The 14,864-nt window shown below is 54.0% G+C and carries 10 protein-coding genes; 5 read left to right on the top strand and 5 right to left on the bottom strand.

All coding sequences use genetic code 11. The features are described from left to right. Positions 1 to 13: 13 nt before the first annotated feature. From ACMYSK_RS15060 to aroP, 3 genes are all read right to left on the bottom strand, one after another. A complete protein-coding gene (locus ACMYSK_RS15060; RefSeq protein ID WP_434636470.1) occupies positions 14 to 964 on the bottom strand; it encodes a glycoside hydrolase family 43 protein in 951 nt (316 codons plus the stop codon). After that, positions 964 to 2,370, bottom strand: a complete 1,407-nt coding sequence (locus tag ACMYSK_RS15055) for a glycoside-pentoside-hexuronide (GPH):cation symporter (protein WP_434636469.1) — start codon at positions 2,368 to 2,370, stop codon at positions 964 to 966. Before ACMYSK_RS15055 ends, ACMYSK_RS15060 begins: the two co-directional genes overlap by 1 nt. A gap of 172 nt (positions 2,371 to 2,542) precedes the next feature. Further along, positions 2,543 to 3,916, bottom strand: a complete 1,374-nt coding sequence (aroP, locus tag ACMYSK_RS15050) for an aromatic amino acid transporter AroP (RefSeq protein WP_434636467.1) — start codon at positions 3,914 to 3,916, stop codon at positions 2,543 to 2,545. 643 nt (positions 3,917 to 4,559) lie between these two features. Here aroP and pdhR point away from each other — a divergent pair. From pdhR to ACMYSK_RS15025, 5 genes are all read left to right on the top strand, one after another. Further along, on the top strand, positions 4,560 to 5,339 hold the full coding sequence (pdhR, locus tag ACMYSK_RS15045) for a pyruvate dehydrogenase complex transcriptional repressor PdhR (RefSeq protein ID WP_004857919.1): 780 nt from the start codon (positions 4,560 to 4,562) through the stop codon (positions 5,337 to 5,339). 241 nt (positions 5,340 to 5,580) lie between these two features. Then, on the top strand, positions 5,581 to 8,244 hold the full coding sequence (gene aceE, locus ACMYSK_RS15040) for a pyruvate dehydrogenase (acetyl-transferring), homodimeric type (RefSeq protein ID WP_434636465.1): 2,664 nt from the start codon (positions 5,581 to 5,583) through the stop codon (positions 8,242 to 8,244). A 14-nt stretch (positions 8,245 to 8,258) separates the two neighbouring features. Next, complete coding sequence (aceF, locus tag ACMYSK_RS15035; protein ID WP_434636463.1) at positions 8,259 to 10,148, top strand: pyruvate dehydrogenase complex dihydrolipoyllysine-residue acetyltransferase; 1,890 nt, start codon at positions 8,259 to 8,261, stop codon at positions 10,146 to 10,148. A 201-nt stretch (positions 10,149 to 10,349) separates the two neighbouring features. After that, positions 10,350 to 11,774, top strand: a complete 1,425-nt coding sequence (gene lpdA, locus ACMYSK_RS15030) for a dihydrolipoyl dehydrogenase (RefSeq protein ID WP_434644145.1) — start codon at positions 10,350 to 10,352, stop codon at positions 11,772 to 11,774. 163 nt (positions 11,775 to 11,937) lie between these two features. Then, entirely contained in the window at positions 11,938 to 12,222 is a 285-nt protein-coding gene (locus ACMYSK_RS15025; protein ID WP_434636461.1) for a hypothetical protein, read from the top strand. Positions 12,223 to 12,276: 54 nt separating this feature from the next. Here ACMYSK_RS15025 and ACMYSK_RS15020 read toward each other — a convergent pair whose 3' ends face one another. Both ACMYSK_RS15020 and ACMYSK_RS15015 read right to left on the bottom strand, forming a co-directional pair. Next, the gene (locus ACMYSK_RS15020) at positions 12,277 to 13,071 is read right to left on the bottom strand and encodes a DUF2950 family protein (protein ID WP_434636458.1); all 795 of its coding nucleotides are present in this window, start codon (positions 13,069 to 13,071) and stop codon (positions 12,277 to 12,279) included. A 9-nt stretch (positions 13,072 to 13,080) separates the two neighbouring features. Next, positions 13,081 to 14,724, bottom strand: a complete 1,644-nt coding sequence (locus tag ACMYSK_RS15015) for a DUF3300 domain-containing protein (protein ID WP_434636456.1) — start codon at positions 14,722 to 14,724, stop codon at positions 13,081 to 13,083. Positions 14,725 to 14,864 lie beyond the last annotated feature (140 nt).

The raw sequence follows: 14,864 nt of genomic DNA, 5'->3' as shown, positions 1-14,864 counted from the left end.
GCAGGGGAGCAGATTAATACATATCAGCGGGCGGGATGCCGAAGTCAGGCATCCCGTTTTCTTGCCAGCGCACCCGCTTCAGCCGGGTATGGCGATTGGGATCGTACAGCGGGTCGCCTTCAATTTCGGTGTAGTTTCGGGCATGGTAGACCAGCACATCTTCCCCTTCCGGGGTTTGGGTAAAACCGTTATGGCCGGGGCCGTATTGACGGTTTTCATAGCTGGTACGGAACACCGGCTCCGGTGATTTATGCCAGTTCTCCGGGCGTAGTGGGTCGGCCAACAGGTCTATCCACAAGAGACCCATGCAGTAGTTTTCATCGGTCGCGCTGGCAGAATAACTGATAAACAGCCTGTCACCGTGAACCAGCACCGCCGGGCCTTCATTGACCATAAAGCCGCGACATTCCCAGTCAAATTCCGGTTTGCTCAGCATGACCGGCTCGCCTTTCAGCGTCCACGGGTTCTCCAGTTCTGCCAGATACAGGTTGGAATTACCTTCGATATGCGGAGCCTTCTGCGCCCACAGATACCACTGCTTACCCTGATGTTGAAAGGTGGTGGCATCGAGCGCAAAGGTATCAAACGGCGTTTTCACCTGGCCTTTTTCAATCCACCGGCCGCTGAGCGGGTCGCTGTCGGCACATTCGAGGACAAACATCCGGTGCTGGAACATCCCGAGTGTGTCCAGGTCATGCGTGTGGGTCGCGGCAAAGTAGATATACCATTTCCCGTCAATTTCATGCAGTTCTGGTGCCCAGATGAGCTGACTCATCGGGCCGCTATCGGGCTTGCGCCAGACTACAGCCGCCGGTGCTTCGCGCAGGCCCTCCAGCGTGGCTGCGCGACGGATCTCCAGTCGGTCATATTCCGGGACCGAGGCGATAAAATAGTAGTGCTCCTGATGGCGCAGAATATAGGGGTCTGCGCGCTGTTCAATAAACGGATTAAGCCAGTTGCTCATCAAGCTTTCCTTACGTGTTCACTGGTTTTGAGATCCTGCCAGGTATTCAGTTCGTCATAGTTTGCGCGGCGCTTTTCCAGATCCGACTGGATTTGGCGCATAAACTCGCGGTTCACCTTCAGCATCCGTACAACGCCTGCGGTAATCAGATAGCCGACGCCAGGAATAATGCTGAACAGCAGAACGATGCCGTTCACCGCCGAGGCGCTCTGCTCTTTCGCTCCGGCATCGTAGCCATACCAGGAGAGCAGGAAGCCGACCATCGCCCCGGCTACCGCCAGCCCGACTTTCAGGAAGAAGAGGTTGCCGGAGAAGCTGATCCCAGTGATGCGTTTGCCGGTTTTCCACTCGCCGTAGTCATCGACGTCCGCCATCAGGGACCAGTGCAGCGGAGAGGGGATCTGATGCAGGATATTGAGCAGGAAGTAGAGCACCATAATCATCATGGTGGCATGTGGGTCGAAGAAGTAGAAGGCGCAGGAGAAAATCGCCAGCGCGATATTGGTCCAGAAGAAGACCTTCAGCTTGCACCAACGGTCGGTCAGTACTTTTGCCAGCATGCTGCCGATCATCATCCCGACCACCCCGAGGCTGATAAACAGCGTCGCAAAGTGGGTGCTTTGCTGCATGACCCAGGTGACGTAATACATAGTGGCAGCCATGCGGATAAACCCGGGGCAGACGTTGCACAGGGTTAGCAGCAGGATGCGAACCCACTGGTCGTTTTTCCACACGTCTTTTAAGTCTTTTTTCAGCTCGTCGTTGGTCTGTACCGCCGGGCGTACGCGTTCACGAACGGTGGCGAAGCAGAACAGAAACATACACATGCCGATTGCCGCCAGCACGGTCATCGCCATCTGATAACCTTTGGCTTTATCGGCGCCGCCGAACCAGTCAGCCATCGGCAGCAGCGTCAGGGACAGCAGCAGGGTGGCAATACCGACCATCACAAACCGATACGACTGGCAGGCCACGCGCTCCTGCGGGTCATTGGTAATCACGCTGCCCAATGAACAGTAGGGAATGTTGATCGCCGTATAGGTCAGGGAGAGCAGGAAATAGGTGACGAAGGCATAGATAACTTTGCTGTTATAGGTCCATTCCGGGGTGGTGAACATCAGGACGCTGAACAGCGCATAGGGGAACGCTATCCACAGCAGCCAGGGGCGGAAGCGGCCATATTTACTGCGGGTACGATCGGCCATGGCGCCCATAATGGGGTCGGTCACGGCATCAATAACACGTACGGAGAGCAGCAGTACGCCAACCAAGGCTGGTGCAAGGCCAAAGATATCCGTATAAAAATAGTTAACAAACAACATGATGGCGCCAAAGATGATGTTACATCCGGCGTCGCCCATCCCGTAGCCAATCTTTTCTCTCACTGAAAGTTTATTGCCTGCCATCTGGAGATCTCCCCGTTGCGATATGGAGGGAATTATTTGCTGAGTCAGCGAGAAATGCGTTGCAGTATCAGGTTAACGATATGGATTAAACGACTGTAGCGAGGAAAGTGTGAAGCAGATAACAGTGCTCTGTGCCCGCCGGAGGAGGGCGGACACAGAATATCGAGATGTATTATTGTGCTTTTACTGCGCTGGCGCTTTTCTGTTTAAACAGATAGCCGATACCCAGAATCGCAATCCAAACCGGGATCAGGTAAACGGAAATTGCCATGCCAGGCGTTATCAGCATAATCACCAGAACTGCGGCCATAAACAGCAGGCAGACCCAGTTGCCAACCGGGTAAAACAGCGCCGGGAAGCGTGAGACCACGCCCTGCTGCTGTTTTGCACGACGGAATTTGATGTGTGCCAGGCTAATCATCGCCCAGTTAATCACCAGCGCAGAGACGACCAGCGCCATCAGCAGGCCAAATGCCGACTCCGGTGCGAGGTAGTTAATCAGAACGCACAGGGCGGTAACCACGGCAGAGACCAGAATCGTATTGACCGGCACGCCGCGCTTATCGACGCTCATCAGCGCTTTTGGTGCGTTGCCCTGCTGAGCCAGACCAAACAACATGCGGCTGTTGCAGTATACGCAGCTGTTGTACACGGAAAGCGCAGCGGTCAGGACCACGACGTTCAGGGCGTTGGCCACGAAGGTATCACCCAGCTCGTGGAAGATCAGGACGAACGGGCTGGTATCCGCGGTGACGCGCGTCCATGGCATCAGGGAAAGCAGGACGGCCAGCGAACCCACATAGAAAATCAGGATACGGTAGATAACCTGGTTTGTGGCTTTAGGGATGCTCTGTTCCGGGTTATCGGCTTCGGCGGCGGTGATCCCGACCAGCTCCAGGCCACCAAACGAGAACATGATAATCGCCATCATCATCACCAGTCCGGTGAAACCATGCGGCAGAAAACCGCCCTGATCCCACAGGTTGCGCACGGTTGCCTGTGGGCCACCGTTGCCGCTGAACAACAGCCAGCCTCCGAAGAGGATCATGGCGACGACGGCCACGACTTTAATAATGGCGAACCAGAACTCCATTTCACCAAACACTTTCACGTTGGTCAGGTTGATAGCGTTGATGGCAATAAAGAAGACGGCGGCAGAAGCCCAGGTTGGGATCTCAGGCCACCAGAACTGGATATATTTCCCGACGGCGGTCAGTTCGGCCATCGCGACCAGCACGTACAGCACCCAGTAGTTCCAGCCGGAAGCAAAGCCGGCAAAACCGCCCCAGTATTTATAGGCAAAATGACTAAACGAACCTGCTACCGGCTCTTCTACGACCATCTCACCTAGCTGACGCATGATCAGGAAGGCGATAAAACCGGCGATCGCATAGCCCAGAATAATCCCGGGGCCGGCGGACTGAATAACGGATGCACTGCCCAGAAACAGGCCGGTGCCGATAGCGCCGCCCAGAGCAATAAGCTGTATATGGCGGTTTTTCAGGCCGCGCTTTAGCCGATCGCCATGCTGTTGACCTTCCATCATGAAACCTCGTGTGTGGTTATTATGTTTATACGCGTCGTCCTTCAGGTTACTGCTTCGTTGTCTGTCCCTGCCAAATAGCATAGCTATCTATATTCAAGGGAGTTTTGGTCAGCTCTTTCCTGATTGATTCAGCTTACATATTGTTGTGTGGTGTAATTGCGAAATTCCGTTTTCGTATTGATTTCTTTACGGAAGGCGAAACATAAAAACGCCAAAAGGCCTTTCGTCTCACCGAGAATAGTGATAAGCGCGAGTGAATGCACCTGCTTTATGAAGGGATGATGACGAAGCGAACAAAAAGAAACCATTTGTAAATGGCACCCGCAGGCAAGGGGAGAACTCTTTATGTCTTACTATGCGTTATTTATGAATAAAAAATCGATTTTTACTGACTTGAATCGGTTCAGATAGCCTAATTTTTCGTTTCATAAACGTTAACACTACCTCTTATGGGGTAAACACATCATTTGTGTGAAGTTACAATTCTGAAATGTTATTTCTGTAAGGTTGTTAAAATGTGCGTGGTTTACTGATTTCAATCAAAACCTGTATGGACAGAAGGTGAATACTTTGTTACTTTACCGCTACGAACTGCGAATTGGTAAGACCAATTGACTACGGGCTAATGGCAGAGACAGGGAATATGGCCTACAGCAAAATCCGCCAACCAAAACTATCTGATGTGATAGAGCAGCAGCTTGAGTTTTTAATCCTTGAGGGGACGTTGCGCCCCGGTGAAAAACTCCCGCCTGAACGCGAACTGGCAAAACAGTTCGACGTTTCCCGCCCCTCGCTGCGTGAGGCGATTCAACGCCTCGAAGCCAAGGGCTTGTTGCTTCGTCGCCAGGGCGGTGGAACTTTTGTACAGAGCAGCCTGTGGCAGAGCTTCAGCGATCCGCTGGTAGAGCTACTGTCCGATCACCCTGAATCCCAATTTGATCTGCTGGAAACCCGCCACGCGCTGGAAGGCATCGCGGCTTATTACGCGGCGCTACGCAGCAACGATGCCGATCGCGAACGTATCCGCGAGCTGCATCAGGCTATCGAACGGGCTCAGCAGTCCGGCGATCTTGACGCCGAATCTGACGCCGTCGTCCAGTATCAAATTGCCGTCACCGAAGCGGCGCACAATGTCGTGCTTCTCCATCTGCTACGCTGCATGGAGCCGATGCTCGCGCAAAATGTTCGTCAGAACTTTGAATTGTTGTATGCCCGCCGGGAGATGCTTCCGCAGGTCAGCAATCATCGCACTCGTATTTTTGAGGCGATAATCGCCGGAGAGCCGGAGCAGGCGCGTGAAGCGTCGCATCGGCACTTGGCGTTCATTGAAGAAATTTTGCTGGATCGTAGCCGTGAGGAGAGTCGTCGAGAACGCTCACTGCGTCGTTTACAGCAACGGAAAGATGAGAACTCCGGTTCTTAAGCGCCATTTTTAGAGCGCGGCAACTAAACGCAGAACCTGTCTTATTGCACTTTTAGTTGTTCAAAATAATTTTGGAGGTATCGCGGCGGCAAGCGTGCGAATTCCCAGGAGCATAGTGAACTATGTGACAGGGATGAGGAAGCGCAGCCAACAAAGATACAGCCGGAAGAATGAAGAACAAAGAGCGCAATGGGACAGGTTCCAGATTAATCAACGATTAGATAGATAAGGAATACCCCCCATGTCAGAACGTTTACCAAATGACGTGGATCCGATCGAAACTCGCGACTGGCTACAGGCGATCGAATCGGTCATCCGTGAAGAAGGTGTTGAGCGTGCTCAGTATCTGATTGACCAACTCCTTTCTGAAGCCCGCAAAGGCGGGGTGAAGGTTGCTGCTGGCACATCTACAGGCAGTTACGTCAACACTATTGCCGTTGAAGATGAACCGGAATACCCGGGGAATCTGGATCTGGAACGTCGAATTCGTTCTGCGATTCGTTGGAACGCCATCATGACCGTTCTGCGCGCATCGAAAAAAGATCTTGAACTGGGTGGCCACATGGCGTCCTTCCAGTCCTCCGCAACGTTCTATGAAGTGTGCTTCAACCACTTCTTCCGTGCACGCAACGAGCAGGATGGCGGCGACCTGGTTTACTTCCAGGGCCATATCTCCCCGGGCGTATATGCACGTGCATTCCTGGAAGGCCGTCTGACCGAAGAGCAGATGAACAACTTCCGTCAGGAAGTTCACGGCAACGGTCTGTCTTCTTATCCGCACCCGAAACTGATGCCGGAATTCTGGCAGTTCCCGACCGTCTCTATGGGCCTGGGCCCAATTGGTGCTATCTATCAGGCTAAATTCCTGAAGTATCTGGAACACCGTGGTCTGAAAGATACCTCTAAACAAACCGTTTATGCCTTCCTGGGCGACGGCGAGATGGATGAGCCGGAATCTAAAGGCGCGATCACCATCGCGACCCGTGAAAAACTGGATAACCTGGTCTTCGTCATCAACTGCAACCTGCAGCGTCTGGACGGCCCGGTCACCGGTAACGGCAAAATCATTAACGAGCTGGAAGGTATCTTCGCAGGTGCTGGCTGGAACGTTATCAAGGTTATCTGGGGCGGTCGTTGGGATGAGCTGCTGCGTAAAGACACCAGCGGCAAGCTGATCCAGCTGATGAACGAAACCGTTGACGGCGACTACCAGACCTTTAAATCCAAAGATGGTGCATACGTTCGCGAGCACTTCTTCGGTAAATATCCGGAAACCGCAGCGCTGGTTGCCGACTGGACTGACGAGCAGATCTGGGCCCTGAACCGCGGTGGTCACGATCCGAAGAAAGTCTTTGCTGCACTGAAAAAAGCGCAGGATACCAAAGGCAAAGCGACCGTCATCCTGGCCCATACCATTAAAGGGTATGGCATGGGCGATACCGCTGAAGGTAAAAACATCGCTCACCAGGTGAAGAAAATGAACATGGACGGCGTTCGCTACGTCCGCGATCGTTTCAATGTACCGGTTGCTGATGCTGATATCGAAAAACTGCCGTACGTCACCTTCCCGGAAGGCTCGGAAGAGCATACCTATCTGCACGCCCAGCGTCAGAAACTGCACGGCTACCTGCCGAGCCGTCAGCCTAACTTCTCTGAGAAGCTGGAACTGCCGACTCTGGAAGATTTCGGCCCGCTGCTGGAAGAGCAGAACAAAGAAATTTCTACCACGATCGCCTTCGTGCGTGCGCTGAACGTCATGCTGAAGAACAAGTCTATCAAAGACCGCCTGGTACCGATCATCGCTGATGAAGCGCGTACTTTCGGTATGGAAGGTCTGTTCCGTCAGATTGGTATCTACAGCCCGAACGGCCAGCAGTACACCCCGCAGGACCGTGAGCAGGTTGCTTACTACAAAGAAGACGAAAAAGGTCAGATCCTGCAGGAAGGCATCAACGAACTGGGCGCAGGCGCATCCTGGCTGGCGGCGGCAACGTCTTACAGCACCAACAACCTGCCGATGATCCCGTTCTACATCTACTACTCAATGTTCGGTTTCCAGCGTATCGGTGACCTGTGCTGGCAGGCTGGCGATCAGCAGGCTCGCGGCTTCCTGGTCGGTGGTACTTCCGGTCGTACAACATTGAACGGTGAAGGTCTACAGCACGAAGATGGCCACAGCCATATTCAGTCTCTGACTATCCCGAACTGTATCTCTTACGATCCGTCTTACGCGTATGAAGTTGCGGTCATCATGCACGATGGTCTGGAGCGTATGTACGGTGAGAAGCAAGAGAACGTTTACTACTACATCACCACGCTGAACGAAAACTACCACATGCCGGCTATGCCAGCAGGTGTCGAGGACGGTATTCGTAAAGGTATCTACAAACTCGAAACCGTTGCAGGTAGCAAAGGTAAAGTTCAGCTGCTGGGCTCCGGTTCTATCCTGCGTCACGTTCGTGAAGCAGCACAGATCCTGGCGAATGACTACGGCGTAGGTTCTGACGTTTACAGCGTAACTTCCTTCACTGAACTGGCGCGTGATGGCCAGGACTGCGAACGTTGGAACATGCTGCACCCGCTGGAAACTCCGCGTGTACCGTACATCGCTCAGGTGATGAACGACGCACCGGCTGTAGCATCAACTGACTATATGAAACTGTTTGCCGAGCAGGTCCGTACTTACGTACCGGCTGATGATTACCGTGTACTGGGTACTGATGGTTTTGGTCGCTCTGACAGCCGTGAGAACCTGCGTCACCACTTCGAAGTTGATGCTTCCTATGTGGTTGTAGCGGCGCTGGGCGAACTGGCTAAACGTGGTGAAATCGATAAGAAAGTGGTTGCGGATGCAATTACTAAATTCAACATCGATGCAGAAAAAGTTAACCCGCGTCTGGCGTAAGAGGTAAAAGAATAATGGCTATCGAAATCAACGTACCGGATATCGGGGCAGATGAAGTTGAAATCACCGAGATCCTGGTCAAAGTTGGCGACAAAGTTGAAGCTGAACAGTCGCTGATCATCGTAGAAGGCGACAAAGCCTCTATGGAAGTCCCGTCTCCGCAGGCTGGCGTCGTAAAAGAGATTAAAGTCTCTGTCGGCGACAAAACCGAGACTGGCAAACTGATCATGATTTTCGATTCCGCCGACGGTGCAGCTGATGCTGCACCTGCCAAGGCAGATGAGAAGAAAGAAGCGGCACCGGCGGCACCTGCTGCTGCGGCGGCGAAAGACGTTCATGTACCGGATATCGGCGGCGACGAAGTTGAAGTCACCGAGATCATGGTTAAAGTGGGCGATACCGTTGCGGCTGAACAGTCCCTGATTACCGTAGAAGGCGACAAAGCGTCTATGGAAGTCCCGGCTCCGTTCGCGGGTACCGTGAAAGAAATTAAAATTACCACCGGCGACAAAGTGTCTACCGGTTCGCTGATTATGGTCTTCGAAGTGGCTGGCGCTGCTGCTCCGGCAGCTCCTGCGCAGGCAGCAGCTCCGGCGGCCAGTGCACCAGCGGCTGCTGGCGGCGCGAAAGACGTTAACGTACCGGACATCGGCGGTGACGAAGTTGAAGTGACCGAAGTGATGGTGAAAGTGGGCGACAAAGTTGCCGCTGAGCAGTCACTGATCACCGTTGAAGGTGACAAGGCTTCCATGGAAGTCCCAGCACCGTTCGCAGGTACCGTAAAAGAAATCAAAATCAGCACCGGCGATAAAGTATCTACCGGCTCTCTGATTATGGTCTTCGAAGTCGAAGGCGCCGCACCTGCTGCGGCTCCGGCTCAGGCGGCTGCTCCGGCACCGGCTGCTGCACCTGCCCCGGCGGCAAAAGCGGCGGCACCGGCAGCAAAAGCAGAAGGCAAATCTGAGTTCGCTGAAAACGATGCTTACGTTCACGCGACTCCGCTGATTCGTCGCCTGGCGCGCGAATTTGGCGTTAACCTGGCGAAAGTGAAAGGTTCTGGTCGTAAAGGCCGCATCCTGCGCGAAGACGTTCAGGCTTACGTGAAAGACGCGGTTAAACGCGCTGAAGCGGCACCTGCTGCTGCCACCGGTGGCGGTATCCCGGGTATGCTGCCGTGGCCGAAAGTGGACTTCAGCAAGTTTGGTGAAGTGGAAGAAGTGGAACTGGGCCGTATCCAGAAAATCTCTGGTGCTAACCTGAGCCGTAACTGGGTGATGATCCCGCACGTTACGCACTTCGATAAAACCGATATCACCGATCTGGAAGCCTTCCGTAAGCAGCAGAATGCTGAAGCTGAGAAGCGCAAACTGGACGTGAAATTCACCCCGGTTGTCTTCATCATGAAAGCCGTTGCCGCTGCGCTTGAGCAGATGCCGCGCTTTAACAGCTCACTGTCCGAAGATGCACAGCGTCTGACGCTGAAGAAATACATCAACATCGGTGTTGCGGTAGATACGCCGAATGGTCTGGTTGTTCCGGTCTTTAAGGACGTGAACAAGAAGAGCATTACCGAGCTGTCTCGTGAGCTGACCGTTATCTCTAAGAAAGCGCGTGACGGTAAGTTGACCGCGGGCGAAATGCAGGGCGGTTGCTTTACCATCTCCAGCATCGGTGGCCTGGGTACAACCCACTTCGCACCGATTGTAAACGCGCCGGAAGTGGCTATCCTCGGGGTTTCTAAATCCGCGATGGAGCCGGTGTGGAATGGCAAAGAGTTTGTTCCGCGTCTGATGATGCCAATCTCTCTGTCCTTCGACCACCGCGTGATCGATGGTGCTGATGGTGCGCGCTTTATCACCATCATCAACAACATGTTGAGCGATATTCGCCGCCTGGTGATGTAAGCGAAAAGCCGGCCTGACGGCCGGCTTTTTTCTGGTAACCTTGTCTTCGTTTCGGGGTTATCAGCAACAAAGGATAAAATCGTTTGCCGTTTGTTGTTTCAAAATTGTTAACAATTTTGTAATATAAACGCGGATAGAACGTCCCGGTGGATATGGGCGACAAGAGTACCCTGGACCGCCGGAAATAATTAAGAGGTCATGATGAGTACTGAAATTAAAACTCAGGTCGTGGTACTTGGGGCGGGCCCGGCAGGCTACTCTGCTGCTTTCCGTTGCGCGGATTTAGGTCTGGAGACCGTCATCGTAGAACGTTACAGCACCCTCGGCGGTGTTTGTCTGAACGTCGGCTGTATCCCTTCTAAAGCACTGCTGCACGTTGCAAAAGTTATCGAAGAAGCCAAAGCATTGGCTGAACACGGTATCGTCTTCGGCGAACCGAAAACCGATATCGACAAGATTCGTACCTGGAAAGAAAAAGTTATCACCCAACTGACCGGTGGTCTGGCCGGCATGGCCAAAGGCCGTAAAGTGAAGGTGGTTAACGGTCTGGGTAAATTCACCGGCGCTAACACCCTGGAAGTGGAAGGTGAAAACGGCAAAACCGTGATTAACTTCGACAATGCGATCATCGCGGCGGGTTCCCGTCCGATCGAACTGCCATTCATTCCGCATGAAGATCCACGCGTATGGGATTCCACCGACGCCCTGGAACTGAAAACCGTACCAAAACGCCTGCTGGTAATGGGTGGCGGTATCATCGGTCTGGAAATGGGTACCGTGTACCATGCGCTGGGTTCAGAGATCGACGTGGTTGAAATGTTCGACCAGGTTATCCCGGCAGCCGACAAAGACGTGGTAAAAGTCTTCACCAAACGCATCAGCAAGAAATTCAACCTGATGCTGGAAACCAAAGTGACCGCCGTTGAAGCAAAAGAAGACGGTATCTACGTTTCCATGGAAGGCAAAAAAGCCCCGGCTGAAGCACAGCGTTATGACGCAGTGCTGGTCGCTATCGGCCGCGTACCGAACGGTAAAAACCTCGACGCCGGCAAAGCGGGTGTTGAAGTTGACGAGCGCGGCTTTATCCGTGTTGACAAGCAGCTGCGTACCAACGTGCCGCACATCTTCGCTATCGGCGATATCGTGGGTCAGCCGATGCTGGCGCACAAAGGTGTTCACGAAGGCCACGTTGCCGCAGAAGTTATCTCTGGTCTGAAACACTACTTCGACCCGAAAGTTATTCCGTCAATCGCCTACACCGAGCCAGAAGTTGCCTGGGTTGGCCTGACCGAGAAAGAAGCGAAAGAGAAAGGCATCAGCTACGAAACTGCCACCTTCCCGTGGGCAGCGTCCGGCCGTGCTATCGCTTCTGATTGCGCTGACGGTATGACCAAACTGATCTTCGACAAAGAGACCCACCGTGTTATCGGCGGCGCGATTGTCGGCACCAACGGCGGCGAGCTGCTGGGTGAAATCGGTCTGGCTATCGAAATGGGCTGTGATGCAGAAGATATCGCTCTGACTATCCACGCGCACCCGACTCTGCACGAGTCCGTTGGCCTGGCGGCAGAAGTCTTCGAAGGTAGCATCACCGACCTGCCGAACGCGAAAGCGAAGAAAAAGTAAGTTTTTCTTTCCGGCAAAATGCATAAGCGGCTCTGAGAGCCGCTTTTTTTATGCCTGATGTTTAAAACTATGTCTGCATTAATAAATCGGCACACCTTATAGATACTTTCGAAATAATTGCCAACTAAACTTATAGGCAGTTAATTATACAGTGAGGTGTGTCATGAAACTCTTTTTAACAACAGCGCTGTTAGCCGCGACGATGGTCTCCGGCCTGGCCTGCGCCGCCGATCCTTCCATTCCCTGGGCCGATAACAGCGGTGGGACGGAAAATACGCATATTGCCAATATGGGGCAGAACCTGAATTCACAGCATCAGGCGATCAGCAAAACGTCGGAAGGCGTGTGGGCAGCAAACTCTGGCAGTATTCATAATGATGAAGCGGCCTTAAGCAGCAGCAAGCCGGCATTCAGCGGCTATCCACAGCTGATGCCGCATCAAGGCTAATTATTGTCAGATAAGAAGGATGCCCGGCGAGTGGAAGATGCGCCGGGCATAGGGTTATTGCTCGATAGCCTGCCATTTTTCATCCGGTGCAAACCGGGTAATCGCCTGAGCGAGTGTCTCCGTCTCCTCACCTAAATTAGCCTGATAGACGCGATCGTTCTGATCAACCATAAAGCTCATTACACCGGTTTCACCCCATTCAACGGGCCATGCCAGCAGGGCAACCGCCTGCTTGTCATCGTCGTGAATGATGCGGAAATGGTAGCCGTGATAGCCTTCGCCGGGCTCGGCAGGGCTGAAGGCGGGCCCAAGTGGGCTCGGCTCTTCGCCGGGCTGAGTTGGCCAGTACAGGCCGTCTTTCGCCCCCGTGCGACTGAACAGCTTTTTGGCGTAGGTCTGGAAGTGCTGGTAATACTCATTTTGTGCGTCAACGTAGGCATGCATTGCCTGGATCGCCGACAGCTCGTTACGGCCGATTTCACGCGTGTGGATCTCATCCTCAGCCTGTGCCATATCGAAGTGCCAGCCCTCGGCGGTTTTCAGAATCGGCAGCGGCAGCTGCCACTCTTCACGACCTACGTTCAGGTGCGCCGTGTCACCCTGCTCGACAATCTTATGGCCGACTTTCCAGTCACGCAGAAAACGGGCGACGGCTTCCGGATCGGCCTCTCGCTGCGGCAGGTACTGACGCCAGTCCTCCCCGAGCAAATCGTTGAGCGCCGTCTCGTTTTGCGTCGAAATGGCGTCCGCCAGCGCGACGGCGGCTTTCTCCGGAGTGGCAAAATGTTGTTGGGCAAAAGCGGGGAAGGCAAACAGTGCCAACCAGCCAGAAATCAGGACTTTTTTCATGACCGCTCCTTAGCGATGACGCAGTTCGCGATGTTGGCCCGCGTGCTGTTGCACCGCCGAACGCTGATTATTGTTGAGGTGCGCCGAATTTCGGCTCTGCGTACCTCGCTGGCGCTGGGCCTCCCACGACGGCGACCGGCTGTCGTTACCGCTGAACGCATTCGAACGGACATTCTGTACTTTCTGCTGGCGCTGCTGCGGCGTGGCGTTGGTCCGGTGCTGCTGAACCTGTGATTTCGCCGTTTCGCGATGTTGTTGCTGCTGCGCCGTTGGGTTCTGGACATGCGACTTCGCATTTTCACGCCGCTGTTGCTGTGCCGCCGGTTTTTGCAGTTTCTGTTTCGCCGCGGTGCGGTTTTCCGGGGTGTCGTAACCACGGTAGTTGCTGCGCTGGGTGATCTTATTGAGCTGCTGCGAGGCCACCTGACGCTGGGAATCCCTGTTACCGCCTGCTGCCGCCACGCCGCCCGCGGTCAGCCCTTTTGCCGCGCCGTTATGAGTGCTGTGCTGGAACTGGTCGAGCGCCGCCTGACGCTGATTGGTCAGGTTCGCCGGGGTACGCTGCGTGGCACTGAGACCTCCGGGAACATTGGTCTGGTGGAAACGCTGCGCCACGTTATTGTTCGGGTATGGCACGTTATTGCGAAACGACGGGTTGTGCTGCCAGTTGGTATTTTTGCCGTCAAATCGCTGGTTGTTGAAATGGTTGAAGTTATTGACGTCGATATTGATATTGTTGTTCCCGCCGCCGTGGTAGCCGCCGTGATTCCAGTCATCGTCGTGATGGTGATAGTCGTCATCCCAGTCGATACTGCTAAACAGTGCATAGGTGGTTGCGACACCCAGGCTGAAGCCGAGACCGTTGACGAAGCTGTTGGTGAACTGCTCACCCGGCGTTGGCGGTAAATAGACCGGCGGGTAAGCCGTGTTCGGCCAGGTGCCATAAACCGTATTGGGGTTGTAGGTCGGCACATACACGACGTTTGGATCGGTAGATTCAATCTTGATGATTTGTGTCGTGGGCGCAGGCTCAACCACGGTGGTGGTGCTGGTTTTTGTGGTTGCCGTTGCCGGTGGCGGCGTTATTTGGGTGGTCGTCACTTTCTGCTGCGGCGACGATTTCAGCGTCCCGGTTTGCTGGGCGATTGCACGCAGTTTCTGTACCGAATTCATCACATCCTGTGGCTGAGCGAGAAACGCATTGCCCAGGTCCTGAACCCACTGCGGATATTCGCCCATCAGCGACAGCAGCGCCGGGAAGGCAACCAGGGATTTCACGCTGGGGTCCCACGGCTGGTTCGCCACAGCTTGCACGGCAGCATCGCCCTGCATCGTTGGGTTATCCTGTGACCACTGTACGGCCTGCAATACGTTGCTCGGGTAGGTCGACGCCATTAACACCTGCGACAGCAGGTTATCCGGATAAAGGGCGACGGGCGCGACCCACTGATCGATTTGCGCCGAAGTGTAAGTGGCCGCTGCTGGCTGAGCTGCCGGAGCGGGAGTCTGCACGGCGGCAGGCGCGGCAGGTTGGGCGACAGGCGCGGGCGGTGTTTCAGCGGCACGGCTTTTGACATACAGGGTGCCAGAGGCGGCTAATAACCCTGCACTGCAAATCAGTGCAATCATATGGGGTTTCAAAGGTCGTATCATGTTAGCTCCCGGCGCAATAATTTGGCGCGTTTCCACTGAGTATCGCCGAAAATAGCGCTCGTGACGGAGTATAAGCAGGTCTATTTTTGGTTTTTGATGATTGTTGGGATCCTGGTCAGTTATCTGTAACAGAATTAAAT

Origin of the sequence: Klebsiella sp. I138 (assembly GCF_051131765.1) — a bacterium.
Classification (GTDB): Bacteria; Pseudomonadota; Gammaproteobacteria; order Enterobacterales; family Enterobacteriaceae; genus Klebsiella.
This window is presented reverse-complemented; position numbering and strand designations above follow the sequence as displayed.